Annotated in this window: 23 protein-coding genes and 5 tRNA genes; 18 read left to right on the forward strand and 10 right to left on the reverse strand. The window is 60.7% G+C overall.

Annotated elements, in window-relative coordinates:
• Nucleotides 1-86: 86 nt before the first annotated feature.
• The 5 genes from clpB to U367_RS0123340 all read left to right on the forward strand — a co-directional run bounded on the left by clpB (nucleotide 87) and on the right by U367_RS0123340 (nucleotide 3,367).
• On the forward strand, nucleotides 87-2,651 hold the full coding sequence (gene clpB, locus U367_RS0123320) for an ATP-dependent chaperone ClpB (RefSeq protein WP_028618789.1): 2,565 nt from the start codon (nucleotides 87-89) through the stop codon (nucleotides 2,649-2,651).
• Between the two features lie 301 nt (nucleotides 2,652-2,952).
• A tRNA-Asn gene (locus U367_RS0123325) sits at nucleotides 2,953-3,028 on the forward strand.
• Between the two features lie 10 nt (nucleotides 3,029-3,038).
• Nucleotides 3,039-3,115 (forward strand) — tRNA-Pro (locus tag U367_RS0123330).
• A gap of 5 nt (nucleotides 3,116-3,120) precedes the next feature.
• Nucleotides 3,121-3,196, forward strand: a tRNA-Lys gene (locus U367_RS0123335).
• 94 nt (nucleotides 3,197-3,290) lie between these two features.
• A tRNA-Pro gene (locus tag U367_RS0123340) sits at nucleotides 3,291-3,367 on the forward strand.
• Between the two features lie 191 nt (nucleotides 3,368-3,558).
• On the opposite strand, the gene U367_RS0123345 is transcribed toward U367_RS0123340, so the two are convergent.
• The 3 genes from U367_RS0123345 to U367_RS0123355 are packed head-to-tail and all read right to left on the reverse strand — an operon-like array spanning nucleotide 3,559 to nucleotide 5,775.
• Nucleotides 3,559-4,857 (reverse strand): NAD(P)/FAD-dependent oxidoreductase, encoded by a 1,299-nt coding sequence (locus U367_RS0123345; RefSeq protein ID WP_028618790.1) that lies wholly within the window; start codon nucleotides 4,855-4,857, stop codon nucleotides 3,559-3,561.
• Nucleotides 4,858-4,917: 60 nt separating this feature from the next.
• On the reverse strand, nucleotides 4,918-5,091 hold the full coding sequence (locus U367_RS01000000130270; RefSeq protein ID WP_016976295.1) for a DUF3094 family protein: 174 nt from the start codon (nucleotides 5,089-5,091) through the stop codon (nucleotides 4,918-4,920).
• 54 nt (nucleotides 5,092-5,145) lie between these two features.
• The gene (locus tag U367_RS0123355; protein WP_010213242.1) at nucleotides 5,146-5,775 is read right to left on the reverse strand and encodes a DUF1780 domain-containing protein; all 630 of its coding nucleotides are present in this window, start codon (nucleotides 5,773-5,775) and stop codon (nucleotides 5,146-5,148) included.
• 103 nt (nucleotides 5,776-5,878) lie between these two features.
• Here U367_RS0123355 and U367_RS0123360 point away from each other — a divergent pair, with 103 nt between their 5' ends.
• Together U367_RS0123360 and U367_RS0123365 are read left to right on the forward strand one after the other, a co-directional pair.
• Nucleotides 5,879-6,568, forward strand: a complete 690-nt coding sequence (locus U367_RS0123360) for an energy-coupling factor ABC transporter permease (RefSeq protein ID WP_028618791.1) — start codon at nucleotides 5,879-5,881, stop codon at nucleotides 6,566-6,568.
• A 65-nt stretch (nucleotides 6,569-6,633) separates the two neighbouring features.
• Nucleotides 6,634-6,849: a hypothetical protein gene (locus tag U367_RS0123365; RefSeq protein ID WP_003171680.1), complete on the forward strand. Its 216-nt coding sequence runs from the start codon at nucleotides 6,634-6,636 to the stop codon at nucleotides 6,847-6,849.
• Here U367_RS0123365 and yacG read toward each other — a convergent pair.
• From yacG to U367_RS0123385, 4 genes are read right to left on the reverse strand one after another with little or no spacing between them, the layout of a single operon-like run.
• Nucleotides 6,846-7,046 (reverse strand): DNA gyrase inhibitor YacG, encoded by a 201-nt coding sequence (yacG, locus tag U367_RS0123370; RefSeq protein WP_028618792.1) that lies wholly within the window; start codon nucleotides 7,044-7,046, stop codon nucleotides 6,846-6,848. The two genes, U367_RS0123365 and yacG, sit on opposite strands and share 4 nt — an antisense overlap.
• Nucleotides 7,043-7,666 (reverse strand): dephospho-CoA kinase, encoded by a 624-nt coding sequence (gene coaE / locus U367_RS0123375; protein ID WP_028618793.1) that lies wholly within the window; start codon nucleotides 7,664-7,666, stop codon nucleotides 7,043-7,045. Before coaE ends, yacG begins: the two co-directional genes overlap by 4 nt.
• Entirely contained in the window at nucleotides 7,663-8,529 is an 867-nt protein-coding gene (locus U367_RS0123380) for a prepilin peptidase (protein ID WP_028618794.1), read from the reverse strand. The genes coaE and U367_RS0123380 overlap by 4 nt, the downstream gene beginning before the upstream one ends.
• Nucleotides 8,526-9,734 carry a type II secretion system F family protein gene (locus tag U367_RS0123385; RefSeq protein WP_028618795.1) on the reverse strand — a complete coding sequence of 403 codons (1,209 nt, stop codon included), beginning with the start codon at nucleotides 9,732-9,734 and terminating at the stop codon, nucleotides 8,526-8,528. Before U367_RS0123385 ends, U367_RS0123380 begins: the two co-directional genes overlap by 4 nt.
• A gap of 202 nt (nucleotides 9,735-9,936) precedes the next feature.
• On the opposite strand from U367_RS0123385, the gene U367_RS0123390 reads away from it, so the two are divergent.
• The 4 genes from U367_RS0123390 to U367_RS0123405 all read left to right on the forward strand — a co-directional run bounded on the left by U367_RS0123390 (nucleotide 9,937) and on the right by U367_RS0123405 (nucleotide 12,358).
• Nucleotides 9,937-10,350, forward strand: coding sequence for a pilin (locus tag U367_RS0123390; protein WP_028618796.1), 414 nt, complete (start codon nucleotides 9,937-9,939; stop codon nucleotides 10,348-10,350).
• A gap of 35 nt (nucleotides 10,351-10,385) precedes the next feature.
• A complete protein-coding gene (locus U367_RS0123395) occupies nucleotides 10,386-11,786 on the forward strand; it encodes an O-antigen ligase family protein (RefSeq protein WP_028618797.1) in 1,401 nt (466 codons plus the stop codon).
• Nucleotides 11,787-11,834: 48 nt separating this feature from the next.
• Nucleotides 11,835-11,907 (forward strand) — tRNA-Thr (locus U367_RS0123400).
• A gap of 145 nt (nucleotides 11,908-12,052) precedes the next feature.
• A complete protein-coding gene (locus U367_RS0123405; RefSeq protein ID WP_028618798.1) occupies nucleotides 12,053-12,358 on the forward strand; it encodes a DUF6388 family protein in 306 nt (101 codons plus the stop codon).
• Nucleotides 12,359-12,508: 150 nt separating this feature from the next.
• On the opposite strand, the gene nadC is transcribed toward U367_RS0123405, so the two are convergent.
• Nucleotides 12,509-13,357: a carboxylating nicotinate-nucleotide diphosphorylase gene (nadC, locus tag U367_RS0123410; protein WP_028618799.1), complete on the reverse strand. Its 849-nt coding sequence runs from the start codon at nucleotides 13,355-13,357 to the stop codon at nucleotides 12,509-12,511.
• Between the two features lie 191 nt (nucleotides 13,358-13,548).
• Here nadC and U367_RS0123415 point away from each other — a divergent pair, with 191 nt between their 5' ends.
• The 5 genes from U367_RS0123415 (at nucleotide 13,549) to U367_RS0123435 (ending at nucleotide 19,829) form a co-directional block, all read left to right on the forward strand.
• Complete coding sequence (locus U367_RS0123415; protein ID WP_028618800.1) at nucleotides 13,549-15,672, forward strand: DUF1631 domain-containing protein; 2,124 nt, start codon at nucleotides 13,549-13,551, stop codon at nucleotides 15,670-15,672.
• Nucleotides 15,673-15,733: 61 nt separating this feature from the next.
• Complete coding sequence (gene ampD, locus U367_RS0123420) at nucleotides 15,734-16,297, forward strand: 1,6-anhydro-N-acetylmuramyl-L-alanine amidase AmpD (protein WP_028618801.1); 564 nt, start codon at nucleotides 15,734-15,736, stop codon at nucleotides 16,295-16,297.
• Complete coding sequence (ampE, locus tag U367_RS0123425; protein WP_028618802.1) at nucleotides 16,294-17,130, forward strand: regulatory signaling modulator protein AmpE; 837 nt, start codon at nucleotides 16,294-16,296, stop codon at nucleotides 17,128-17,130. Before ampD ends, ampE begins: the two co-directional genes overlap by 4 nt.
• Nucleotides 17,131-18,569: 1,439 nt before the next feature.
• On the forward strand, nucleotides 18,570-19,274 hold the full coding sequence (locus U367_RS1000000132810; protein WP_370468605.1) for a methyl-accepting chemotaxis protein: 705 nt from the start codon (nucleotides 18,570-18,572) through the stop codon (nucleotides 19,272-19,274).
• A 126-nt stretch (nucleotides 19,275-19,400) separates the two neighbouring features.
• Nucleotides 19,401-19,829, forward strand: coding sequence for a hypothetical protein (locus tag U367_RS0123435; protein ID WP_028618804.1), 429 nt, complete (start codon nucleotides 19,401-19,403; stop codon nucleotides 19,827-19,829).
• Here U367_RS0123435 and U367_RS0123440 read toward each other — a convergent pair.
• Nucleotides 19,779-20,555, reverse strand: a complete 777-nt coding sequence (locus U367_RS0123440) for a TatD family hydrolase (protein ID WP_028618805.1) — start codon at nucleotides 20,553-20,555, stop codon at nucleotides 19,779-19,781. The genes U367_RS0123435 and U367_RS0123440 overlap by 51 nt on opposite strands.
• 2 nt (nucleotides 20,556-20,557) lie before the next feature.
• Nucleotides 20,558-21,553: a catabolite repressor/activator gene (gene cra / locus U367_RS0123445; RefSeq protein WP_028618806.1), complete on the reverse strand. Its 996-nt coding sequence runs from the start codon at nucleotides 21,551-21,553 to the stop codon at nucleotides 20,558-20,560.
• Between the two features lie 293 nt (nucleotides 21,554-21,846).
• On the opposite strand from cra, the gene ptsP reads away from it, so the two are divergent.
• Both ptsP and pfkB read left to right on the forward strand, forming a co-directional pair.
• Nucleotides 21,847-24,705, forward strand: coding sequence for a phosphoenolpyruvate--protein phosphotransferase (ptsP, locus tag U367_RS0123450; RefSeq protein WP_028618807.1), 2,859 nt, complete (start codon nucleotides 21,847-21,849; stop codon nucleotides 24,703-24,705).
• Complete coding sequence (gene pfkB / locus U367_RS0123455) at nucleotides 24,706-25,626, forward strand: 1-phosphofructokinase (protein WP_028618808.1); 921 nt, start codon at nucleotides 24,706-24,708, stop codon at nucleotides 25,624-25,626.

A 25,626-nucleotide genomic window follows, 5' to 3' on the forward strand; every position in this document is an offset into this window, starting at 1 on the left:
AATCCACCCCATCTATAAGGGTATCTGGCAGGTTTCTTCATTCAGGATGTTTTATAGCTCCGGCCTGCTCAAAAGGAAGGTGACTAATGCGTATAGATCGTTTAACCAGCAAATTGCAGTTGGCGTTATCTGATTCTCAATCCCTGGCGGTGGGCCTCGACCACCCAGCCATCGAGCCTGCACACTTGATGCAGGCGCTCCTGGAACAGCAAGGTGGTTCTATCAAGCCCTTGCTGATGCAGGTGGGCTTCGACGTCAACAGCCTGCGCAAGGAGTTGAGCAAGGAGCTCGACCAACTGCCGAAAATCCAAAACCCTACCGGCGACGTGAATATGTCCCAGGACTTGGCGCGCCTGCTTAACCAAGCGGACCGCTTGGCCCAGCAAAAGGGCGACCAGTTCATCTCCAGCGAACTGGTGCTGCTCGCTGCCATGGACGAAAACAGCAAGCTCGGCAAGTTGTTGCTGGGCCAGGGCGTGAGCAAGAAAGCCCTGGAAAACGCCATCAACAACCTGCGTGGCGGCGACGCGGTGAACGACCCCAACCATGAGGAGTCGCGCCAAGCCCTTGATAAATACACCGTCGACCTGACCAAGCGCGCTGAAGAAGGCAAGCTTGATCCGGTGATCGGCCGTGACGATGAAATCCGTCGCACCATCCAGGTCCTGCAACGTCGCACCAAGAACAACCCGGTGCTTATCGGTGAGCCTGGCGTGGGTAAAACCGCGATTGCCGAGGGCCTGGCCCAGCGCATCATCAATGGTGAAGTGCCGGACGGCCTCAAAGGCAAACGCCTGCTGTCCTTGGACATGGGGTCGCTGATTGCCGGCGCCAAGTTCCGTGGCGAGTTCGAAGAACGCCTGAAATCCCTGCTTAATGAACTGTCGAAGCAGGAAGGGCAGATCATTCTGTTTATAGACGAACTGCACACCATGGTCGGCGCCGGTAAAGGCGAAGGCTCCATGGATGCGGGCAACATGCTCAAGCCAGCCTTGGCGCGGGGCGAGTTGCATTGCGTCGGTGCCACGACGCTCAACGAATATCGCCAGTACATTGAAAAGGACGCGGCCCTTGAGCGTCGCTTCCAGAAAGTGCTGGTGGAAGAGCCGAGCGAAGAGGACACCATTGCGATCCTGCGTGGCCTGAAAGAGCGTTATGAGGTCCACCATAAGGTGGCGATCACTGACGGTGCGATCATTGCGGCGGCGAAATTGAGCCACCGCTATATCACTGATCGTCAGTTGCCTGACAAGGCCATCGACTTGATCGACGAAGCGGCCAGCCGCATCCGCATGGAGATCGACTCCAAGCCGGAAGTGCTCGACCGTCTGGATCGGCGCCTGATTCAACTGAAAGTTGAGTCCCAGGCCCTGAAGAAAGAAGAAGACGACGCGGCGAAAAAACGCCTGGAAAAACTCCAGGAAGAAATCGTCCGTCTGGAGCGCGAGTATTCGGACCTGGAAGAAATCTGGACCTCGGAAAAAGCCGAAGTGCAGGGCTCTGCGCAGATCCAGCAAAAGATCGAGCAGTCCCGCCAGGAGCTGGAAGCCGCGCGCCGTAAAGGCGACCTGAACCGCATGGCCGAGTTGCAGTACGGGGTGATCCCCGACCTGGAGCGCAGCCTGCAGATGGTCGACCAGCACGGCAAGCCTGAAAACCAGTTGCTGCGCAGCAAGGTGACCGAGGAAGAAATCGCCGAAGTCGTCTCGAAGTGGACCGGCATTCCGGTGTCGAAAATGCTCGAAGGCGAGCGCGACAAGCTGCTGAAGATGGAAAGCCTGTTGCACCAACGTGTGATTGGCCAGGAAGAGGCCGTGGTCGCGGTGTCCAACGCGGTACGGCGTTCGCGGGCCGGTTTGTCCGACCCGAACCGTCCGAGCGGCTCGTTCATGTTCCTCGGCCCGACCGGTGTGGGTAAGACCGAACTGTGCAAGGCCTTGGCCGAGTTCCTCTTTGATACCGAAGAGGCCATGGTGCGGATCGATATGTCCGAATTCATGGAGAAACACTCGGTGGCTCGCTTGATCGGTGCACCACCAGGCTATGTGGGCTACGAAGAGGGTGGTTACCTGACAGAAGCCGTGCGGCGCAAGCCTTACTCGGTGATCCTGCTGGATGAGGTCGAGAAGGCGCACCCGGATGTGTTCAACATCCTGCTGCAAGTGCTGGAAGATGGACGCCTGACGGACAGCCACGGGCGTACCGTGGACTTCCGCAACACGGTGATCGTGATGACCTCCAACCTGGGCTCGGCACAGATCCAGGAGTTGGTGGGTGATCGTGAAGGCCAGCGCGCTGCCGTGATGGATGCGCTGACCAGCCACTTCCGTCCGGAGTTCATCAACCGGGTCGACGAAGTGGTGATCTTCGAGCCTCTGGCACGGGATCAGATCGCCGGCATCACTGAGATCCAGTTGGGCCGCCTACGTGGGCGCCTGGCAGAGCGCGAGCTGGACCTGGTGTTGAGCGGCGAGGCGTTGGACAAGCTGATCGCGGTCGGTTACGACCCGGTGTATGGCGCACGGCCTCTGAAACGTGCGATCCAGCGCTGGATCGAGAACCCGCTGGCCCAGCTGATCCTGTCCGGCAGCTTCATGCCGGGCACCAGCGTCGAGGCGACGGTGGAAAACGACGAAATTGTCTTCCACTGATCCCCGTCTGTTGGGTAATAAGAGAAGGCCCCGCATTGCGGGGCCTTTTTTTTTCGATAGGGCGTTGAACTGTAAGGCAAAGGCTTGTAAAGTGCGCCCCGCAGCAACGTCAGCCCACGGGTTTCTTCTCCCCAAGAAGAAATCAGAAACAAGCGCAAATCATTGTCTTAAAAGCAATTTAAAGGGTTGACAGGGGTTTTTAAGATTGTAGAATAGCGCGCCTCAGAGACATGAACGTAGCGATACGGACAAGTCGAAGAGAAGGTAGTAAGCAACAACGCAGTACTTTGAAATATGTAGTTCCGTGATAGCTCAGTCGGTAGAGCAAATGACTGTTAATCATTGGGTCCCAGGTTCGAGTCCTGGTCACGGAGCCAATTTCAATATCGGGGTATAGCGCAGTCCGGTAGCGCGCCTGCTTTGGGAGCAGGATGTCGGGAGTTCGAATCCCCCTACCCCGACCATATTTGGGTCGTTAGCTCAGTTGGTAGAGCAGTTGGCTTTTAACCAATTGGTCGTAGGTTCGAATCCCACACGACCCACCATTTTTGAGACCAGTTAACGCTGGAATCGAATCTTAAGATCAGAGGCCAAAAGCGCTGATCGAAGAAGGCGACTGAAAGGTCGCCTTTTTTTTACCGGGGTATAGCGCAGTCCGGTAGCGCGCCTGCTTTGGGAGCAGGATGTCAGGAGTTCGAATCCCCTTACCCCGACCATATTAAAAATCCCCGTATCGAAAGATACGGGGATTTTTTTTGTGCACGCAAATCTGACTCACCGCAAAACGAATGTGGGAGCGGGCTTGCTCGCGAAAGCGGTGGTTCAGTGCCAGATGTACTGACTGATACACCGCTTTCGCGAGCAAGCCCGCTCCCACATTGACCAAGTCCCCTCCGGGACCTTGTTGTTAGTGCAGTTTCAGGCGCGGCTCGGTTCCACGCCCAATCTTGCTCCCCAGCATCAACATCGCCGTGCGGAAGACCCCATACAGCGCCATCTGGTGCATGCGGTACAGCGACACATAGAACATCCGCGCGAGCCAGCCTTCGAGCATCACACTGCCGGTGAGGTTGCCCATCAAGTTACCCACCGCCGAGAAGCGCGACAGCGAGATCAGCGAGCCATAGTCGGTGTACTTGTAGCTCGGCAGGTCCTTGCCCTCGATACGCAGCTTCAGCGACTTGGCCAGCAGCGATGCTTGCTGGTGAGCGGCCTGGGCCCGTGGCGGTACATTGCGGTCGGTGCCCGGTTGCGGGCAGGCGGCGCAGTCGCCAAAGGCGAAGATGTTTTCGTCGCGGGTGGTTTGCAGTGTCGGCAGTACTTGCAGTTGATTGATGCGGTTGGTTTCCAGGCCGTCGATGTCCTTGAGGAAACCAGGCGCGCGAATCCCCGCGGCCCAGACCTTGAGGCTGGCGGGAATCACCTGGCCACTGCTGGTGATCAGCGCATCGGCCGTCACTTCGCTGACCGCCGAATTGGTCAGCACCGTCACCCCAAGTTTCTCCAGGGTTTTATGCACAGGCCCGCCGATACGCTCCGGCAGGGCTGGCAGCACCCGTGGGCCGGCTTCGATCAGGGTGATGTGCATGTTTTCCGGCTTGATGCGGTCCAGGCCGTAGGCGGCCAGCTCGTGGGCGGCGTTGTGCAGTTCGGCGGCCAGCTCGACCCCGGTTGCCCCCGCGCCGACGATGGCGACGCTGATCTTTTCCACCACATCCGTCTGCCCGGCATGGGCGCGCAGGTAGTGGTTGAGCAGTTGCTGGTGGAAGCGCTCGGCCTGCTTGCGGGTGTCGAGGAACAGGCAGTGTTGCGCCGCGCCTTCGGTGCCGAAGTCATTGGTGGTGCTGCCAACAGCAATCACCAGGCTGTCGTAGCCCAGCACGCGCGCGGGCACCAGCTCACGACCTTCTTCGTCGAGGGTGGCGGCCAGCTGGATCTTCTTCTGTTCACGGTCGAGCCCGCTCATGCGCCCCAGTTGGAACTCGAAGTGGTTCCATTTGGCTTGGGCGACATAATTGAGTTCGTCTTCCGAAGAGTTCAGCGAACCGGCGGCCACTTCGTGCAGCAAGGGCTTCCAGATGTGGGTCAGGTTGGCGTCTACCAGCGTGATGCTGGCGGTGCCGCGCTTGCCCAGAGTCTTACCCAGGCGGGTAGCCAACTCCAGGCCGCCGGCGCCGCCGCCGACGATAATAATACGATGGGTCATGGGGATATCTCGCAAGGCTAAAAGAAATCGGAGCAGTTACCCCCGCGAGCGCCAGGCAGCTCATAGCGTCAGGTAACTCAAAAGTCGGCTCAGCAAGCCCAGGCCGATCACCACAACAAGCACCACACCCAGGAGCAGCCACGGCCGGAAAGGCTTGCGCTCGACTCGGTTTTGGGAGAGTTGCAGGTACTCTTCGACATGCTGTTGGTCATCGGGGTTCAGGCGGCTGGTCATAAAGGCCTCGTCAGGTAGACGTTGCAAAAGGGCGCCACGTTACAGTCCGGGGGATCAGAGGCTGATGCCCACATCGAACACTATGCTGCGGCCCAGGTTGTTGCGCAAGAAATCCGGTGCGTCGGGGTGAGCGAACAAAACCCGTGCAAAGGTCGGCCCCACCAGCGACAACGAGCGCCAGCCCTGGCGCAGGTATTCGGTCGGCGGCGGAAAATGACTGTTGAGGTCGAGTACTTCGCGCTTGAGGCTGGTGAAGGCGACGATATCCAGCTCCCCCAGGTCCATCCCGCGTTCTTTATAGTTATGCGCCTTCTTGCGCAGTGTAGGTGCCAGGCGCAATAAAAATTCGTGGGCCGGAATGCGCCGCGGCTTGGCTTCGCGCCGCACCAATTGGCTCAGGGAGAAGGCGCTGCGCCGACGCAGCAACTCGTCGCGCCATTCGTCGTTCAGGCGGCGGCCCTCATCCAGTACGAAAAACACCTCGAAGCTGGCATCGCGAAACAGTACGTCCGGCGGCTCTTGCCCGGCGGCATGAAACTCTTCGGCTCGGTAGGGCACGTTCAAGCCTTGCAGCAGGCGCTGGCAGACCCAACGCTCACGCTCCCATTTGCGGGCATTGGACAGGAACGCGTTGGCTTGTTCGGCTGCTACGGTGAGCAGGCGCAAGTAATCTGAGTCATCCATAGCTAGCAGCTTAGCGCTCAAATGATGACCGCAGGAAGTCCCGCTATAAAACGTCGGTGTAGACTGACAATCCGACTGATTTTCCAACATGGAGCGTGCTGCCGTGATCAGTGCCGCGATGCTGGCGCCGACAACCCTGGGCGTCGGCTGGCTGTTGTATGCCCCCGTTGTGCTATGGGCGGTCATACGGTCACCTTGGGTCGAATTGTTTGCCGACCGTCGACGCCAACATTTGCTGTTCGGCACCGTGTTCGCGTTGTTCATACTGTGGCTGGTGCGGCGGGATTTTGATACCGGCGTGTCCTACCACTTCATCGGCATGACCGCCGTGACCCTGCTGCTGGATTGGCCCCTCGCAATCGTCGGCGGCTTTGCCGCCCAGGTTGGCTTGATGGTGTTGGGTCGCCAGGACTTGGCCGCCCTTGGCATCAACGGCCTGTTGCTGATCGGGCTGCCGGTGCTGGTCACCGAGGCCTGCGCGTTGCTGGTGGAGCGAGCGCAACCGCGCAATCCCTTTGTGTATATCTTCTGTTCCGGTTTTTTTGCTGCTGCTCTGTCGGCGCTGCTTTGCCTGCTGTTCGGGCTTGGGCTGCTCTGGTTCGACGGTCGTTTCGCCATGCCGGAATGGCTGGAAGATTTCATCGGCTACCTGTGGCTGATCATTTTCCCCGAAGCCTTTATCAACGGCATGGTCATCAGCGCCCTGGTGGTGTTTTGCCCTGAATGGCTGGAGACCTTCAACCGCACGCGCTACCTCTCGGCACCTTGGAAGGATGAAGATTCGCAGCGTTGACCCAGATCAAATCCAGCGCACGCAGCCAGGCCCATGCTCTGCAGAATTTTTCAGGAGCATGAAACATGAGTGTGTACGAGTGGGCACGGCAGGAGTTGCGCAGAAGCCAGGATGCGGCACAGGAAATCGGTTTTGACCCAGGCCTGACCCTGCGCGCCATGCTCAGCGCAGTGGTGCAGCAGAGCAAGGGTGTGCGCAGTTTCGAAGACCTGGCCGACGAGCTGCAATACCTTGCAGAGAACCTCGACGACCAGCAGGAATACGCCTTTATGCGCCCTTAGTGGCGTGGCGGCAGGTCTTCGGAAAACAGCTCGTCTTCGGCCTCCGGGGCCACGGGGATCTTGTGTTCCTCAGCGGCCCAGGCGCCCAGGTCAATGAGTTTGCAGCGGTCCGAGCAGAACGGCCGGTTGAGGTTGGTCGCTTTCCATTCCACGGGTGCGCCGCAGGTTGGGCAGTCGACGGTCAAGGGTTGGCTCATGATCGGCCTCCACGCAAAGTAAGGTAAAAGTGGTGCAGTCGCTCGACCTCGCTGTGCAGCCAGGCGAGGTCCTGGTCATTGACCAGTACGTCATCGGCATGTTTCAGGCGGTCTTCACGGCTGGACTGCGCCTTGAGAATCGCCTGCACCTGCTGTTCGTTGATGCCGTCGCGTTGCAGGGTACGCTGAATCTGCAGCGATTGCGGCACGTCGATCACCAGGATGCGCTGGGTCATGCTGTACTGGCCCGACTCGATCAGCAGTGGCGACACCAGAATCGCGTAAGGTGACGTCGCGCGCGCCAGGTGGCTGCGGATCTCTTCGCCAATCAACGGGTGCAGCAGGGCTTCGAGCCAGCGGCGCTCTTCGGGGACTTCAAAGATCAGCGTGCGCAAGGCGGCGCGGTCCAACTGGCCGTCAGGTTGCAACACGCCGGCACCAAAGTGCTCAGCGATGCGTACCAATGCCGGGCGGCCAGGCTCGACCACCCAGCGGGCGGCGTGATCAGCGTCCACCAGGTCGATACCCAGGTCGATAAAGTGCTGCGCCGCCGCGCTTTTGCCGCTGCCGATACCGCCGGTGAGGCCGAGAATCCAGGGTGTTGCAACAGAAGTGGTCATCTGAAACCGACAGACTGCAAATAGAAGTCGGTTATTTGACCACCCCAGAGCAATGCAATCCAGCCGGCAATTGCCAGATACGGACCAAACGGCATTGGTGCCGACGCCTGGGCCTTGCGCAGGCGCATCAGGATCAAGCCGACGAACACGCCGACCAACGACGACATCAACAGCGTCATCGGCAGGATCTGCCAGCCGCCCCAGGCACCGAGCAGTGCGAGTAACTTGAAGTCGCCGTGGCCCATACCGTCCTTGCCGGTAGCCAGCTTGAACAGCCAGAACACGCTCCACAGGCTCATGTACCCGAACACCGCGCCCCACAGGGCGTCGGGCAATGTCGTCAGCAGGCCGAACCCGTTGACGATCAGCCCCAGCCACAGCAGTGGCATCACCAGCACATCCGGCAACAGTTGATGGTCGGCATCGATCAGGCTCATCGCCAACAAACCCCAGCTCAGCACCAGCACTGCGCCCGCTTGCCAGCCAAAGCCGAAATGCCAGGCGACCCAGGCCGAGATCAGTCCACACGCCAGTTCAGTAAGCGGATAGCGGGCGCTGATGGCACCTTGGCAATGGGCACAGCGACCTCGCAGGAACAGGTAGCTGAGCAGTGGGATATTTTCCCACGGCCGTATCGGATGGTTGCAGTGCGGGCAGCAGGAATTGGGGTGCATCAGGTTGTAGGTCGGCCCAGCGGGATCGGCGGGTAGACCGAGGACTTCATGGGCCTGGGCGCGCCATTCCCGTTCGAGCATTTTTGGCAGGCGCCATGCCAGCACGTTAAGGAAACTGCCGACGATCAGCCCCAGTACACCCGCCATCACGACAAAAGCCCACGGATGCGCAACCAGTAACAGGCTCAAAACGCGCTCCCCAGCTGGAAGACCGGCAAGTACATGGCGATTACCAGCGCACCGACAATGCTCCCCAGGATCACCATGATCAGCGGCTCCATCAGGCTGGTGAGGTTGTCGACCAGGTTGTCCACGTCGGCCTCGTAATGGTTGGCGACCTTTTCCAGCATGCGGTCCAGTGTGCCTGACTCCTCGCCGATGGCAGTCATCTGGATTGCCATACGAGGAAACAGACCGCTGGCGACCATGGATTGATTCAATGCCATGCCGGTGGATACGTCATGTCGCATATGTTCGATTGCCTGTTTGAACGGCCCTGAACCAACGGCGCCGGCCACTGAATCCAATGCCTGAGCCAATGGAACACCCGCTGCGAAGGTCGTGGACAGTGTGCGTGCGTAGCGGGCCACGGCCGATTTTGTCAGCAGTTTGCCTGCGAGTGGGGTTTTCAACAAACCGGCGTCCAGCCAGCGTCGAAATGCAGGGACGGCGCGATAGAAGTGGCGCAATCCCATGCCTCCCGCGAGAACGCCAAGCGCTACGATCCACCAGGCCTTCTGCATGAGCTCGGACAGAGCGATCACCTGCAAGGTAAAGCCGGGCAGCGTGCCGTCGACGCCGGCAAACAGATTCTGGAATTGCGGCACGACGTGGATCAACAAGACGCCAGTGACAAGACAGGCCACCGCCAGCACCGCGATCGGATAGGTCATGGCTTTTTTGATCCTGGCCCTTAACTGCTCACTCTTTTCCCGATGAATCGCCACGCGCTCCAGCAGGGTTTCCAGTGCTCCGGCCTGTTCGCCAGCGGCCACCAGGTTGCAAAACAGCTCATCGAAGCAGCGAGGCTTTTTGCGCAAGGCGTCGGACAGGCTGGAACCTGCGGCAATCGCTTGTTTCAGTCCTTGCACCAGCTCACGCACAGCGCGGTGTTCGAAGCCTTCGCCGATGATGTCGAAGGCTTGCAGCAGGGGAATTCCGGCCTTCAGCAGCGTCGCAAGTTGGCGAGTGAGCAGGGTGATATCCGTCGATTTGATCGGCGGTGTGAGTCCCCGTAGAGCGGAGGATTTCTTGCGCACATGGCCTGGGCTGATGCCCTGTTGGCGCAACTGGGCCCTGACCCAGGCAAGATTGTGCCCCGTGGTTTGCCCACACACCCTGCGTCCTTTGCGATTGATGCCTTCCCAGGCGTACAGCGTTAAAGCGTCGTCCATGTCAGCGTTCCGCACAGAGGTCGTCGAAGATTTATAGCTTAGTCAGGTGACGGATTCGGGCTGGCGGGTGCAGCAGGATAAAATGTCAGAATGTGCGACTTGTACGCGATTGAGCGGCTGCGCATGAGTACACTGGCGCCGCTGCACAACACGGGGCGCAGGACGCGCCTTGTCATGAGTTCTATCCTGGAGAGTGAATGTGATACGTCAAAAAGGTTTTACCCTGATCGAGTTGTTGATCGTCGTGGCAATCATCGGCATTTTGGCCACCATCGGCCTGCCCATGTACACCACCCACCAGGCCAAGGCCAAATTCACCGCCGGCCTGGCTGAAATCACCGCGTTGAAGCCAGGGTATGAAGACACCCTCAACCAGGGCACGGTTCCTACGCTGGCATTGATCGGCGGCACCAGCCCGACAGCCAACTGCAAGATTGGCGTGGCTGGGGACGTTGCCACAGGCGCAGGCTCGATCAGTTGCGAAATAATTGATGCGCCGGCACCGGTGCTGGGCAAGACCATTAGCCTGACGCGCGATGCCACCGCCGGTTGGAAATGCACCACCACCGCTGACGCAAAATATGTCGCCAAAGGCTGCGGCGCCGACGGCGCTTAACTGCTAAACCCTCCACAGGGAAGTTGAGGTGGCCGATGGTGTTATCCCTAGAGCAGCGTGGCAGTATTTTCCTGGTGGCGGTGGTGTGCCTGCTGGTTGTCGGGATCTGTGCTCCCTTCAGTGGACATGATCTGCAGCGGGTGATGCAGATTGCCATCGGTGCTTGCGCGGTGCTGTATGGGCTGTCGGTCACCCGCGTTGAACGGCTGGTTGACCGGCCCACAGCCTTGGGCCTGATGCTCATCATCGGGTTGGGACTGGTGTCTTCAATGCGGGCTCGCCAACCGCTGTGGGCACTTGTCGAAGTGGCATTATTCATCAGCTGCGGCGCGATTGCCGTAGCATTTGCCTTGGCGCGGCGTCAGGGCGGTCAGTCTTTGGATCGCGCCTTGATTGTGTTCGTGGTGCTGCTGTGCCTGATCAAGTCGATTCAATACACCTACGCCGGTGCTCTAGCGTTCATCAGCGCGGAGGGGAGGCTGGATCCCGACTTGTTGCTGTCTGGCTTTTCCAACAAGCGTTTCTACGGCCAGTTCCAGACACTTACCTTGCCGCTGCTGGCGCTTCCTTTGTTGATCCCCACGCTTTCTCGCCCACTCAAGGCCGCGGTGTTTGCGCTGCTGTGCGTATGGTGGCTGATTGCAGTGGGTGGCGGCACGCGTGGCACCTGGCTTGGCATGGGCGCGACGGGCGTGGTGCTGGCGGTGCTAGGACCATGGGGCCGGCGCTGGCTGGGTTGGCAATTGGCCGCAATGCTGGGGGGACTGTTGTTGTATTGGCTGGTGTTCAAGGTGTTGGCGGATTACCTGGGGATCGAAATCGCCAATGCCGCCAGCGATCGCCTCACAACCACGTTGTCGGGACGTGGTCCGATTTGGTGGCAGGCCTGGCATATGCTCGTCGAACGGCCTTTGCTGGGGTTCGGGCCAATGCAGTTCGCCGATATCGCCAACAGTATTGCCGCTCACCCTCATCAGGCCATTTTGCAATGGGCCAGTGAGTGGGGTGTGCCATCGGCGTTGTGCGTCGCCGTGTTGGCATGGCGTGCAGGTTGGGCCACGCTCGGTGTATTGCGTGAGCGTGCACAGAGCACGGAGTGGGCAGACCTGCTGCGGCTCTGTCTGTTTGCGGCGTTGGTCGGTGCATTAGTGCAGTCCATGGTCGACGGCGTGATCGTGATGCCCAACTCCCAGGTCTGGCTGGCGTTGGTGGTGGGCTGGCTGATGGCGCTGCATGTCTGGCGAACTCCGCAAACCGGCCAACTGCCATTGGCCTGGGGCGCTTGGAAAACCCTGGGGCTGCTGGCCGTTGGTCTGTTGATCGTTATCGCCGTGCGTGACGTGCCTCACATCGCGCGCGCCCAGCAGCAGTACCTGAGCAGCCATGACAACATGCTGCAACCACGCTTTTGGGCTCAAGGCGTGATTGCCCGCTGACGGCGGCAAGTTGCCGGACTCCCGATGCGGTGCTAGCTTTAGCCCACCGCCCGTGTAGCTCAGCCGGTAGAGCAGCGCACTCGTAACGCGAAGGTCGCAGGTTCGATTCCTGTCTCGGGCAAAAAGGCAACATCGGCAGCACTGTTTTCCGTTGATCCCAGAATGGTTCTGAAGGCCAGACGAGCTGGCATTTGCGCCCGCTCTTTTGTATCTGCGCAACCTTGATGACCCAGATGCATCCCCATTCCTCGATCTAAGAGAACGACATGACCACGACTGAAATGACCCAGGACGCTCGGCACGAAGAAGCACTCAAGAAGTACCTTGAGGACACGCCGCAGCTTAAAGAAGAGATCAAGGACCTGAGCGCCGATGATCAGCGCGACCAGATCCAGTGGGCATTTGAGGACGAGGCCGAGAGCCAGGGCTACCAGCCTTGGGAGCTGACCCTCAAGTACACCTCGACCCCGGAAGAGTTCGAAGCGGCGCGGCTGGCCTTGCACAAAGAGGCGGCCGAGGTGCTGGGTGTCGAATGGGAAGAGTACTGCGAGATGAACGCCCTGGTCGTCTGAAGTTTGTAGTGAGCGGGCTTGCCCCGCGCTGGGTGGCGTAGCCGCCCAAAAATCTACCGCCGCGTTCTAATTGATATAACGCTGTGGTTTTATTGGGGCGGCTACGCCACCCAGCGCGGGGCAAGCCCGCTCACTACTGCTTGCAACGGTTTAGATGCTCAGGCGCATCGACAGATCCACCGCCTTCACATCCTTGGTCATCGCACCAATCGAGATGTAATCCACCCCGGTCTCAGCGATGGGCAGCAGGGTGCTTTCATTGATCCCGCCGCTGGCCTCCAGCTTCGCTTTGCCGCCGTTCAGGCGCACGGCTTCACGCATATCGTCCAGGCTCAGCTCATCGAGCATGATGATGTCCGCGCCCGCCGCCAAGGCTTCGCGCAGTTCATCCAGGCTTTCCACTTCGATTTCCACCGGCTTGCCGGGCGCGATCTTGTGGGCGGCGGTGATCGCCTGAGCAATGCCGCCACAGGCAGCGATATGGTTTTCCTTGATCAGGAACGCGTCATACAAACCGATACGGTGGTTGTGGCATCCGCCGCAGGTCACGGCGTACTTCTGCGCCAGGCGCAGCCCCGGCAAGGTTTTGCGGGTGTCCAGCAGCTTGACCTGGGTACTGGCGACAAAATCCGCCAGGAATTGCGCGCGCGTAGCGACCCCGGACAGCAGTTGCAGGAAATTCAACGCACAGCGTTCGCCGCTCAGCAGCGAGCGTGCCGGGCCTTCAAGGTGGAACAGCACCTGGTTGGGGCTGACGCGTTCACCGTCGGCCACCTGCCAATGCACCGCGACCCGTGGGTCCAACTGGCGGAACACCGCATCCACCCATGCCGTACCGGCGATAACAGCCGTGTCACGGGTAATGATGGTGGCCGTGGCCAGCCGTTCGGCCGGTATCAATTGCGCAGTAATGTCGCCGCTGCCGATGTCTTCCAGCAGTGCGCGGCGCACGTTGGCTTCGATTTCGGCGGTGAGGTCGGCAAGACGGAGATTCGGCATAACAGGCTCCACAGACAAAGTGCCCCGATTATAGGGGCAGCGAGCGTTCGAACCCAGGCTCACCACTCATTTACCGCGCAAAGTCAGAGTTTGCTGGCGCAACCCCCCTCATTTGCAAGATAATCTCGCGCCTTGCAATTGGCGTCATAGCTTTGACGTTCAGACCAATACCGCCGTTTCAGGAGGCCAGGATGCACAATGACGGAAAGGTGGTGCCCTTCAACAAGGCGCCCGCCACGCCATCGCCGCTCGCCCGACTGCCGGTGGTGTTACTGCAGGTCCGCGACAAGGCGGCGCAACAGTTGCAGCAAGGGCTGCAGGACTTGTTCGATAACGCCGACGACACCTTGTTCGAAATGGCCGACAAGGCGCGTAACAACCTGGATCACCATATTTTCTTCGAGGCCATGCGCGACCTGCGCCTCAAGCGCAAGAATTTCGAGCGTGTGTTCATGGAACGCCTGTTTGAAGCCTTCGCCAGCCTGGGTCAGGCAGGGCGCGGGGAATTGCAGTTGGTGCCGGTGGTTTCCTACGACGCAGCACCAGGTTCATCCAAGGATGACCTGGAAAAAGCCGTGGCGCTTGAAGCCATGCTGGGTCGGGTGCGGCACCGTGATGGCTTGGCCTTGGCGCAACTCACGGCGCGCTTGAGCGCGTTGCTCGGCAATCGCCTGGATGATCGTGAAAACCCACTGGGGCCTGCACTGTTGTGTGAGTTCTTCCTGCGGGCGGGGCGCAGCCTGGGCGTGGAAATTCGCGTCAAACTGATCATGCTCAAGTTGTTTGAAAAGTACGTGCTCAGTGACGCCGACCAACTGTACGGCGAAGCCAATCAATTGCTGGTCGCGACGGGTGTTTTGCCTGAGCTGAAGGCCGTACCGTCCCGTCGGATCGAGGCGCGTGAGTCCCGTGAACTTGCGCGCGAGGAAACCTTGCCGCCTGTCGACGAAAATGGCCAGGAAGCCTTCGCCGCGCTCCAGCCGTTGCTCACCGCAGTCCGCGGTAGCGTGGCGCCGACCCTTGAAGCCAGCGCCGAAACCTTGCCCATTGCTACCCGTGACCTGCTGCGCTTGCTCTCCCATTTGCAGCAGTACGTGCCGGAGCCTGAGGTCGAGGATGATTTTGACCTGCGCAACCAGCTTGAGCAGTTGCTCACTCGCGTCAGCGTCAAGAGTGGTAAATCGCGTGTGGTTGAGGATGCGGACGAAGATGTGATCAACCTGATCGCGCTGCTGTTTGAGTTCATCCTCAACGACCGCGCTGTGCCCGATGCCTTCAAGGCCTTGATCGGTCGCCTGCAGATTCCGATGCTGAAAGTGGCGGTGCTGGACAAGAGCCTCTTCAGTCGCACCAGCCACCCGGCGCGGCGTCTGCTCAATGAAATTGCGGCGGCTGGCATGGGCGGCGGCCAGCGCGACCATCTGTACCTGCGCATTGAACAGGTGGTGCAGCGCTTGCTTAACGAGTTTGTCGAAGACCCGACGATTTTTTCCCAGTTACTTACTGAGTTCAGTGCGTTTACCGCGGATGAGCGGCGGCGCAGCGACTTGCTTGAACAACACACCCGCGATGCCGAGGCCGGGCGCGTGCGCACTGAAGCGGCCCGCCAGCGCGTGGCCGATGTGCTGAACAAGCGGTTGTTGGGCAAGACCCTGCCGCGTCCGGTCGTGCAGTTCCTGCAGCAGGCCTGGAGCCAGGTACTGTTGCTGGCCAGTCTCAAGCATGGCGAGCAGTCGGTGCAGTGGCAGGCGGGGCTGCGCACCATGGACGAACTGATCTGGAGCGTCGGCCTGCAGCAAGACACCGAAGCCGGGCGTCATTTGCTGGAGCAACTGCCGGGCTTGCTCAAGGCCTTGCGTGACGGGTTGACCAGTGCCGCGTTCGACCCCTTCAGCACCCGCGAATTCTTCGTGCGTTTGCAGGCCCTGCATGTCCAGGCAGCTGAGGGTGTCGACGAGTGGATCGAAGTGCTTGAACCCTTTGTGTTGACCTCGGCCTCACTCGATCCGGTCCACGACCTCCCGGACAACGACCCCGACCTGCTGAAAGCCCGACAACTCAAGGTGGGTGGCTGGGTGGTATTCGAGGAAGACGAAGCCACTACGCTGCGCTGCCGGCTGACGGCGATCATGGCGCCGGCCGACACCTATATCTTCACCAGTCGCACAGGGCTCAAGGTGTTGGAGAGAAGCGCGGGCCAACTGGCGTTGGCGTTCAAGGGGGGGGCGCTGCATACCCTGGAGGACGGCCCCTTGTTCGAGCGCGCCTTGACCGCCGTGGTGGGCAAGCTGCGTCAACTCAATCGCGGCAAGTGATCGCAACCGGAGGGTCGAACGCGGCATACTGGTCAAACGTTGTCTCGTTCAAGGAACCGGTATGCAGTTGGACCCCATCAGCGGTTGGTGCAAGGGCATTCGTCATTGCCCTTCGCCCAACTTCAACGAGCGCCCCGCAGGCGAAATCTCACTGTTGGTGGTGCATAACATCAGCTTGCCACCGGCGCAGTTCGCCACCGGAAAAGTGCAGGAATTTTTCCAGAACCGCTTGGATGTCACGGAACATCCCTACTTTGCAGGGATCGCTGACCTACGGGTGTCTGCGCATTTTCTGATTGAGCGCGATGGTGCGGTGACGCAGTTTGTGTCCTGTCTCGACCGGGCCTGGCATGCCGGGATCTCGCAATTCGAGGGTCGGGAAACCTGCAATGACTTTTCCCTGGGGGTGGAGCTTGAAGGTACGGATGACCAGCCGTTCACTGACGCTCAATATGTGTCATTGATCGATCTGACCCGCCAGTTGCTGGTGGCTTACCCCGGCATTACGCCCCAGCGTATTTGTGGTCACAGCGATATCGCTCCGGGTCGCAAGACCGATCCCGGCCCGGCTTTTGATTGGACGCGCTTTCGCAGCGCCCTGCAGGATGGAGGACACGCACGATGAGTTTCCTGGTGTTGGTGTTGGCCGTATGGATCGAGAAGTTCTCGGCCCTGCGCCAGCGGTTGCAGCGTGATGGCGGTTGGCTGCGTGAACTGGCCAAGCTGGAATCGAGCCCGCGCATGGGCAAGCAACCCTGGCTGATCCTGGCATTGCTGGTGTTGTTGCCGGTGGCATTGCTGGCGTTGCTGCTGCTGGTGTTGGAGCCGGTGGCTTACGGGCTGTTGGCACTGCCGGTGCACCTGCTGGTGGTGATCTACAGCCTGGGCCGTGGTGATCTGCTCGCCGGACTCGGCCCCTTCCGCGATGCCTGGCGACGTGGCGATCTGCAAGCCGCCGAGCATGTGGCCGAGCGTGACCTGAACCTGAGCGCCGACAGTGGCGAACAACTGCTCGAACGCGTCCAGGGCCATCTGTTGTGGCAGGCCTACCAGAGCTTTTTCGCGGTGATTTTCTGGTACTTCCTGTTGGGCCCGGTTGCCGCGCTGGCTTATCGCCTGCTCGCACTGGCCAGTGAACATAGCAAGAACCCTTTGGTGGCTGAGCGGGCCGGGCAACTGCGCCACGCATTTGACTGGCTTCCGGTGCGTCTGCTGGCGGCCAGTTTTGCCCTGGTGGGCAACTTCGTCGCCGTTGGCCGTGTGATGCTGCACGAACTGCTGAGTTGGGACATCAGCGCTGCCCAACTGGTGGAGAAAGTCGGCCTGGTTGCCGCGGAAATCCCGCCACCGGCGGTCGGTCCCGATGGTATCAACAGCCTGGACCGGCTGTGGGAACTGCTGCTGCGCGCAGCGGTGCTGTGGTATGCCGGGTTTGCGATCTGGACGGTGCTGCCCTAACGCCTCAACTCATTAACCTTAAGTTACAAAACTCCCTTTCAAATTGAGCTATACAGATGCTGGCTAACTGCCGCCCTGCGCCTCAATAAAAATAAAAGAAAGGGAGTTCACCTGTGAAGAGCTTGCTCTATCCCGCCGTCGCGCTGATGAATCGCCTGAGCTTCGGCATGAAGTTCAGCTTGATCAGCGTGTTGTTCCTGCTGCCGATGCTGGCGACCAACTATTACCTGGTGCGTGATTCGTGGCGTGAATTCCAGGGCACACGCGTGGAGCTGCAAAGCCTCGACTTGCTTGGGAGCAGCCTGGCCCTGCGCCGCGATCTGGAAACCCTCAACAACCAGGTGCAGATCAACGCCACGCTAGGCCAGTCCGGTAAGGCGGGCGACCTTGAGGGCAAGATCAGCGCCTTGGAACAAAGCGTGTTGAGTCGCCTGCAAAGCCTCAACGCCATGACGACCGAGCCCGAGCAAATTGCCGCGTTTGACGCCAAGCGCGACGAGTTGATCGCCGCCTTCAAGGCCCAGCAGCAGGAAACGTCGCTGCTGAGCAAAAGTGCGCTGATCGGCAAATTGCTCAACAAGGCTCAGATGCTCAGCCAGATCATCGCCAGCCAATCCGGTTTAAGCCGCGATTCCCAAGGCGATCTGCGCCAACTTAGTGAGCTGATCACCAGCGTGACCCCGCAGGTCACCCAGACATTGGGCGAAGGCCGGGCAATGGGCGCTTATTCTCTGGGCCAAGGCTTTCTCAATTCGTCGTCCAGCACACGCTTTGACGAACTGTTGCAGCAATTGGAAAAACTCCAGGCCGAATATGGCCTGAAGTTGCAGGATGCCTTGGGCGCGAGCAAAGCCGCGCATGCGGCCCTCGACAGCCTGGCCAGTACCAGCAACGCCAGCCTCAAGCAAGGCAGCGAGTTATTCGAAGAACAGGTGGTGATGGCCGAAACCCTCGACGCGCCTTGGCAGGATTTCTACGACGGGGTCAGCCGGTTGATGGCCCAGACCTATCAGTTGGATGACGCCACGCTGACCTTTCTCGGGCAGCAGTTGGAACAACGCCTGGCACAGAACCGCACGCACATGGTGGTGTTGGTCGTGGCCCTGAGCGCGGTGTTCCTGTTGATTTTCTACTTGTATGCAGGCTTCTACGCCTCAACGCGTACCACGTTAAGCCGTCTGGGCGCGATGATGCATAAGGTCGCGGCCGGTGACATGACTGTCACCTTTGTTGCGCATAGCCGCGATGAGCTGGGTGACCTGGGCCAGGTGTTCAACGGCACCGTGGCGAAGATCCATGATTTGATCGAGCACGTCGGGCACACCGTCAGCCAGGTCGAGTTGCAGGCCGGGCAGGTGGAGACGGTCTCGGCCCAGAGCAATCAGGCGGTTTCCGGGCAGCGTACGCAGATCGAGCAGGTCGCGACCGCGATGAACCAGATGTCGTCCACCGCCCAAGAGGTCGCGCGAAGCGCGGCAGCGGCGGTCAGCAGTGCACACAGCGTGAACGCCGAAACCGTCAGCGGCCGTGGCCTGGTGCAGTCTCAGCAGGGCAGCATTGCGCGGCTCGCCACGGAAATCGATCAGTCGGTGCGGGTGATCAACCAACTGGCCACCGACAGCCAGTCCATCAGCAGCGTGCTGGAAGTGATCAAAAGCATTGCCGAGCAAACCAACCTGCTGGCCCTTAACGCGGCCATCGAAGCCGCGCGCGCCGGCGAGCAAGGGCGTGGGTTTGCGGTGGTGGCCGATGAGGTGCGCACCCTGGCGCGACGCACCCAGCATTCCACCGAAGAAATCGAACAGATGATCAGCCGCTTGCACAGCGGCGTAGCGGCGGCCGTGAAGGCCATGGGCAGCAGCCATGAAATGGCCAGTGGCACCGTGGAACAGTCGGAAAAAGTCCAGCAAGCCCTGGAAAATATACTCGGTGCCGTCGGGATGATCGTCGATCAGAACCAGCAGATTGCCGCCGCGGTGGAGCAACAAACCGCCGTCGCCCACGATATCGACCAGAACATCGTTGCAATCAATCGAGCTGGTGAACATGCCGCCGAAGGCGCGCATCAGACCGAAGCGGCGAGTCGCCAGTTGTCGCTGCAGGTGATTGAGCTGAAACAATTGATCGGCGCGTTTCGTGTGTGAGTTCGGAATGTAGGATTTGTCGTTTGCTGGCGTGGTGCTTGTCCTGATATCGCTGCGTCTCTTTTCAGGAGTTTTGAATGAGTGAAAATTGTTTCATTCGATTTAATGTCCTAAGGAGGCACAGCGATGAACGCTGTAATCGGCATCAAGGGGCACTGCGCTCACTGTGATATCACTTTTAATCTCAAGCCTTGGCAACTGAATGCCATCGCCATCGAAGAACCGTTCGATTGTCCTTACTGTCAGTGGATCTTGCAGTTGAACTGCCCTCGACAGTTGCGTCAATTCAGGTCTCTGGATCATTGGGCACTGGTGCGTCCGAGCATGGTGATGTTGACCTGCACGGTAATGATCGTTGCGCTGGTGGCAGAGTGGGTGGGTCTGATGAGTGTGATCGGCCAATTCAACATCTCGCTGGTGGTGTTGCTCGTGCATTTCCTGGTGTTGCGATACGCCCGTTACCGCCAGCGCATGACGTTGAATCTGCAGTTGGTCACGCCCGCGCTACCAATCGAACAGCTCGCACGCATTGCGTGTGCTCGCCTCAGCCAGTAATAGAGGGCTGGTATCCATCAGTTCGGCAAGCGCTGTGCAGATAGCCGGCAGGTGTTCGGGGCTGTTGCGTTGGCCGGGATACATGGCGGGCGCCATATCCGGTGAGTCGGTTTCCAGTACCACCGCATCCAACGGCAGGTGGGCCAGCACCTTGTGCATGCGCAGGGCCTGAGGCCAGGTGGCGGCGCCGCCCAAGCCCAGTTTGAAGCCGAGCTTGATGTATTCACGGGCTTCTTCGCGGCTACCGGCAAACGCGTGGATGATGCCGCCGCGGGGCAGGCGAATGCGCTTGAGGGTCGCGATGACGGCGGCGTGGCTGCGACGCACGTGCAGCAGCGCTGGCAATTGGAAGTCCACCGCCAGTTTCAGCTGCGCTTCAAACAGGCTCTGCTGGCGTTCGCGGTCCAGTTGTTCGAGGAAGTAATCCAGGCCGATTTCGCCCACGGCGCACAGTTGCCGGTGGCCGTGCAGGCGAGTCAGCCAGTCGCCCAGTTCCGTCAGGTCGGCGGGGCGATGGTCATCGAGGTACACCGGGTGCAGGCCAAAGGCAGCGAACAAGCCTTCATCCGCTTGCACCAGGTCCCATAACCGCTGCCAATTCTGCTGATACACCCCCAACACCACCATGCGTTGCACGCCCAAGGCTCGGCTGTGGGCGAGGACTTCCCGGCGATCGCTGTCGAAATCCGGGAAGTCCAAATGGGTGTGGGTGTCGATCAGCTCCACGCTCAAGCCTCGCGAATGCGTTGCTTGAACGTCCGGCCGATGGCATGCACGCCGGGTTGGTACTGCTCGTCTTCTACCGCGGCCAGGGCCAGGCGCAGCGCGGTCTCGGCGATCATTTGATGTTGCTGGGCCATGGCGTTGACCGGCAGCGGCAGGAAATCCAGCAACTGGGTATCACCAAAGGTGCCCAGGCGCAGCGGCCGTGATTTGAGCGGGAAATCATGCAGTGCGTCGAACACGCCTTGCAGCAGCACGTAGGACGTGGTCACCAGTGCGTCAGGCAAATGCCCCAGTTGCTGCAGAAGTTGCTCCATCAACTGTCGGCCACAGTCGCGACTGAAGGCTTCGCCGTGTTCGACGATCACTTCGCCGGTGAACCCGCGCAGCGCCTCGCGGAAACCGGCGGCACGTTCCTGGCTGATGCTTAGCTCGGGCCGAGCGCCGATCAGCACGATCTGCTTGGGCAGGGGTTGCAACAGGCTGCTGGTCAATTGCTGGCACGCCTGGCGGTCGTCGCTGACTACCGAGCAGAAATGATCTGCGCCCATCACCCGGTCGATAGCGATCACTGGCAGCCCCTTGGCCTGCAACTCGCGGTAACTGTCATCGCTGGCCGGCAAGCAGCTGGCGACAAACAACGCATCACAACGACGGGCGCGGAACAGTTGCAGCAGTTGGCGTTCGCTGTCGGCGTCATCGTCGGAGCTGGCGATCAGCAGTTGATAACCGCGTGCCCGTGCGCCTTGCTCCAAGAGCTTGGCGATGCGCGCATAGCTGGGGTTTTCCAGGTCGGGCAGGATAAAGCCCAAGGTGCGCGTGTGCCGACTGCGCAGCCCGGCGGCCTGGGGGTTGGGCGTAAAGCCATGGGCTTCGACCACGGCACGCACCCGTTCGACGGTGGCACTGCTGATGCGTTGCTGTTCAGCCTTGCCATTGATGACGTAGCTGGCGGTGGTCACGGACACACCGGCAAGACGCGCGATATCACTGAGTTTCAAACCGGGATTTCCTTGTTTTCTGGAGCTTGCCCCGACATTTTCTCCAATCGTAACCGATTCCTGTACACGACCAATGTCCTGGCTCAAGCGCCGAGTGGTTCTTCAAGGATGCGCAATTAACGCGTAGTCTTCCATAAGATCTAGATTAAACGTTTCAGCCAGCGTATTTTTACGACGTTCGCGACGGAGTGGCTACTGCCAATTGACTGCTCAGTCAGTAATTCTTGAACACCCTTTACACTGTTTGTTTAAAACAATACCTAGTGCGCCACCGCACTAACTAGGAGAACGGCATGCTTGAGCTCACTGTAGAGCAGATTTCCATGGGCCAGGTGGCCGTGGACAAATCTGCTGCCTTGCACCTGCTCGCTGAAAAACTGGTGGCCGACGGCCTGGTCGCCGAGGGTTACCTCAGTGGTTTGCAAGCCCGTGAAGCCCAAGGCTCGACCTTCCTTGGCCAAGGTATCGCCATCCCCCACGGCACCCCCGAAACCCGTGACCAGGTGTTCTCCACCGGTGTGCGCCTGTTGCAGTTCCCCGAAGGGGTGGACTGGGGCGATGGCCAGATCGTGTACCTGGCCATCGGCATCGCCGCCAAATCCGACGAACATCTGCGCCTGTTGCAACTGCTCACCCGCGCCCTCGGCGAAACCGATCTGGGCCAGGCCCTGCGCCGTGCCGGCAGCGCCGAAGCGCTGTTGAAACTGCTGCAAGGTGCGCCGCAGGAACTGGCGCTGGATGCGCAGATGATCAGCCTGGGCGTGTCCGCCGACGATTTCGAAGAGCTGGTATGGCGCGGCGCACGCCTGTTACGTCAGGCCGATTGTGTGAGCAATGGTTTCGCCGCGGTGTTGCAGCAGGTGGATGCGCTGCCCCTGGGCGATGGCCTGTGGTGGTTGCACAGCGAGCAGACCGTCAAGCGCCCAGGGCTGGCGTTTGTCACCCCGGACAAACCCATGCGTTACCTCGGTCAGCCGCTCAACGGCCTGTTCTGCCTGGCCAGCCTGGGCGAAGCCCACCAGACGTTGCTCGAACGCCTATGTGCCTTGCTGATCGAAGGTCGCGGCCAGGAACTCGGCCGCGCCACCAGCAGCCGCGCCGTGCTTGAAGTGCTCGGCGGTGAATTGCCTCCAGATTGGCCCACTGCGCGCATCACCCTGGCCAACGCCCACGGCCTGCATGCGCGCCCGGCGAAGATCCTTGCGCAGTTGGCGAAAAATTTTGAGGGCGACCTCCGAGTGCGCATCGTCGATGGCCCGGTCGGCGCCGTGTCGGTGAAAAGCCTGAGCAAACTGCTGAGCCTCGGTGCGCGTCGCGGCCAGGTGCTGGAGTTTGTCGCCGAGCCGACCATTGCCGGCGACGCGCTGCCCGCGCTGTTGGCGGCGGTGGAAGAAGGCCTGGGTGAAGAGGTCGAGCCGCTGCCGACTGTGAACATCCAGCCTGAAGTCGTCGATCTCGAGCCAGTGCTCAGCGCACCCTTGGCCGGCAGCCAGATCCAGGCCATCGCCGCCGCGCCGGGCATTGCCATCGGCCCAGCGCAGATCCAGGTTCAGCAGGTCTTCGATTACCCACTGCGTGGCGAATCCTCGGCCATCGAGCGCCAGCGCCTGCACAGCGCCTTGGGTGATGTGCGTCGTGATATCCAAGGCCTGATCGAACGCAACCCGTCCAAGGCGATCCGCGAGATTTTCATCACCCATCAGGAAATGCTCGACGACCCGGAACTCACCGACGAAGTCGACACCCGCCTCAAGCAAGGCGAAAGCGCTGAAGCGGCGTGGATGAGTGTGATCGAGGCGGCCGCCAAGCAGCAGGAGTCGTTGCAGGATGCTTTGCTCGCCGAGCGTGCCGCCGACCTGCGTGACATTGGTCGCCGCGTGCTGGCGCAACTGTGTGGCGTCGAAACCGCCCAGGAGCCGAGCGAACCTTACATTCTGGTGATGGATGAAGTCGGTCCGTCCGATGTGGCGCGCCTGGACCCGGCGCGCGTCGCCGGCATCCTCACTGCCCGTGGCGGCGCGACGGCCCACAGCGCCATTGTCGCTCGTGCGCTGGGTATTCCGGCGTTGGTTGGTGCCGGTCCGACGGTGTTGCTGCTGGCCGCCGGTACGCCGTTATTGCTGGATGGCCAGCGCGGCCGCCTGCATGTGGACGCCGACGCCGCTACCCTGCAGCGCGCAACGGTCGAGCGCGACACCCGCGAACAACGCTTGCAAGCCGCCTCGGCGCAGCGCCATGAACCGGCCCTGACCCGCGACGGGCATGCCGTGGAGGTGTTTGCCAATATCGGCGAAAGCGCCGGGGTTGCCAGCGCGGTGGAGCAGGGCGCCGAAGGCATTGGCTTGCTGCGCACCGAACTGATTTTCATGGCCCACCCGCAAGCGCCGGACGAGGCCACCCAGGAAGCCGAATACCGTCGCGTCCTCGACGGCCTCGCCGGTCGCCCGTTGGTGGTGCGCACCCTCGATGTCGGCGGCGACAAACCGCTGCCGTATTGGCCAATCGCCGAGGAAGAAAACCCCTTCCTCGGCGTGCGCGGTATTCGTCTGACCCTGCAGCGCCCGCAGATCATGGAAGCGCAGTTACGTGCGCTGCTGCGCTCTGCGGATAACCGCCCGCTGCGCATCATGTTTCCCATGGTCGGCAGCGTCGATGAATGGCGCGCAGCCCGCGACATGACCGAGCGCCTGCGCCTGGAGATCCCGGTGTCGGACTTGCAACTGGGCATCATGATCGAAGTGCCGTCGGCGGCACTGCTCGCGCCGGTGCTGGCCAAGGAGGTGGACTTCTTCAGTGTCGGCACCAACGACCTGACCCAGTACACCCTGGCCATCGACCGTGGCCACCCGACCCTGTCGGCCCAGGCCGATGGCCTGCACCCGGCGGTGTTGCAACTGATCGACATCACCGTGCGCGCCGCCCATGCCCATGGCAAATGGGTCGGCGTGTGCGGCGAGCTGGCTGCGGACCCGTTGGCCGTGCCGGTGCTGATCGGCCTGGGCGTTGATGAGCTGAGCGTGTCGGCTCGCAGCATTCCCGAAGTGAAGGCGCGTGTACGCGAATTCAGTCTGAGCGAGGCCCAGGGCCTGGCGCAACAAGCACTGGCGGTGGGCTCGCCCGCCGAAGTGCGAGCCCTAGTGGAGGCCGTGTAGATGGCAAGGATTCTGACCCTGACGCTGAACCCGGCGTTGGACCTGACGGTACGCCTGGCGCGCCTGGAACCGGGTGAAGTCAATCGCAGCGAAACCCTGCTGACCCATGCCGCCGGCAAGGGTGTGAATGTGGCGCAGGTGCTGGCCGATCTTGGCCATGAACTGACTGTGGGCGGCTTCCTCGGCGACGGCAACCCGCAGGCCTTCGAAGCGCTGATTGCACAGCGTGGTTTTACTGATGCGTTTATCCGCGTGACCGGTGAAACCCGCAGCAATATCAAGATTGCCGAGCAGGATGGCCGGGTCACCGACATCAATGCACCGGGGCCGCAGGTGACGGAGCAGGCGCAGAGCGCGTTGCTGGAAAAACTGGCGCAGATTGCCCCCGACTTTGATGCCGTGGTGGTGGCCGGCAGCTTGCCGCGCGGTGTTAGCCCGCAGTGGTTTCAAGCGCTGTTGGAACAGTTGAAACGCTGTGGCTTGAAAGTCGCCCTGGACACCAGCGGCGAAGCGCTGCGCGCCGGTTTGAAAGCCGGCCCGTGGCTGGTCAAACCCAATACCGAAGAACTGGCCGATGCACTGGGTAATGCCCCGGATGCCATCAGCCAATTGCATCAACAAGGCGTGGAACACGTAGTGGTTTCCGACGGTGCCGCAGGCGTGAGCTGGTACAGCCCAGGCGCTTCGTTGCACGCCACACCGCCCAAGGTCGTGGTCGCCAGCACCGTCGGCGCCGGCGACTCGCTACTGGCCGGGATGCTCCACGGTCTGCTCACGGGTGATACGCCGGAGCAAACCTTGCGCCGCGCCACGGCGATTGCCGCGATGGCGGTGACGCAGATCGGTTTTGGCATCAGCGATCACGCGCAGTTGGCGCGCCTCGAAAGCGGCGTCCACGTGCGCGCGCTGACAGAACAATAA

The sequence above is a fragment of the Pseudomonas canadensis genome (assembly GCF_000503215.1).
In the GTDB taxonomy this organism is placed as follows: Bacteria; Pseudomonadota; Gammaproteobacteria; order Pseudomonadales; family Pseudomonadaceae; genus Aquipseudomonas; species Aquipseudomonas canadensis.

What these genes read in the sequence shown, in the direction of transcription:
- U367_RS1000000132810 (WP_370468605.1), top strand. Translation starts at nt 18,570, where the DNA reads ATGTCGTCCACCGCCCAAGAGGTCGCGCGAAGCGCGGCAGCGGCGGTC.
- U367_RS01000000130270 (WP_016976295.1), bottom strand. Translation starts at nt 5,091, where the DNA reads ATGACCAGCCGCCTGAACCCCGATGACCAACAGCATGTCGAAGAGTAC.
- U367_RS0123435 (WP_028618804.1), top strand. Translation starts at nt 19,401, where the DNA reads ATGAACGCTGTAATCGGCATCAAGGGGCACTGCGCTCACTGTGATATC.
- U367_RS0123365 (WP_003171680.1), top strand. Translation starts at nt 6,634, where the DNA reads ATGAGTGTGTACGAGTGGGCACGGCAGGAGTTGCGCAGAAGCCAGGAT.
- pfkB (WP_028618808.1), top strand. Translation starts at nt 24,706, where the DNA reads ATGGCAAGGATTCTGACCCTGACGCTGAACCCGGCGTTGGACCTGACG.
- U367_RS0123385 (WP_028618795.1), bottom strand. Translation starts at nt 9,734, where the DNA reads ATGGACGACGCTTTAACGCTGTACGCCTGGGAAGGCATCAATCGCAAA.
- coaE (WP_028618793.1), bottom strand. Translation starts at nt 7,666, where the DNA reads ATGACCACTTCTGTTGCAACACCCTGGATTCTCGGCCTCACCGGCGGT.
- U367_RS0123395 (WP_028618797.1), top strand. Translation starts at nt 10,386, where the DNA reads ATGGTGTTATCCCTAGAGCAGCGTGGCAGTATTTTCCTGGTGGCGGTG.
- ptsP (WP_028618807.1), top strand. Translation starts at nt 21,847, where the DNA reads ATGCTTGAGCTCACTGTAGAGCAGATTTCCATGGGCCAGGTGGCCGTG.
- U367_RS0123415 (WP_028618800.1), top strand. Translation starts at nt 13,549, where the DNA reads ATGCACAATGACGGAAAGGTGGTGCCCTTCAACAAGGCGCCCGCCACG.
- U367_RS0123355 (WP_010213242.1), bottom strand. Translation starts at nt 5,775, where the DNA reads ATGGATGACTCAGATTACTTGCGCCTGCTCACCGTAGCAGCCGAACAA.
- nadC (WP_028618799.1), bottom strand. Translation starts at nt 13,357, where the DNA reads ATGCCGAATCTCCGTCTTGCCGACCTCACCGCCGAAATCGAAGCCAAC.
- U367_RS0123405 (WP_028618798.1), top strand. Translation starts at nt 12,053, where the DNA reads ATGACCACGACTGAAATGACCCAGGACGCTCGGCACGAAGAAGCACTC.
- U367_RS0123345 (WP_028618790.1), bottom strand. Translation starts at nt 4,857, where the DNA reads ATGACCCATCGTATTATTATCGTCGGCGGCGGCGCCGGCGGCCTGGAG.
- ampE (WP_028618802.1), top strand. Translation starts at nt 16,294, where the DNA reads ATGAGTTTCCTGGTGTTGGTGTTGGCCGTATGGATCGAGAAGTTCTCG.
- yacG (WP_028618792.1), bottom strand. Translation starts at nt 7,046, where the DNA reads ATGAGCCAACCCTTGACCGTCGACTGCCCAACCTGCGGCGCACCCGTG.
- clpB (WP_028618789.1), top strand. Translation starts at nt 87, where the DNA reads ATGCGTATAGATCGTTTAACCAGCAAATTGCAGTTGGCGTTATCTGAT.
- ampD (WP_028618801.1), top strand. Translation starts at nt 15,734, where the DNA reads ATGCAGTTGGACCCCATCAGCGGTTGGTGCAAGGGCATTCGTCATTGC.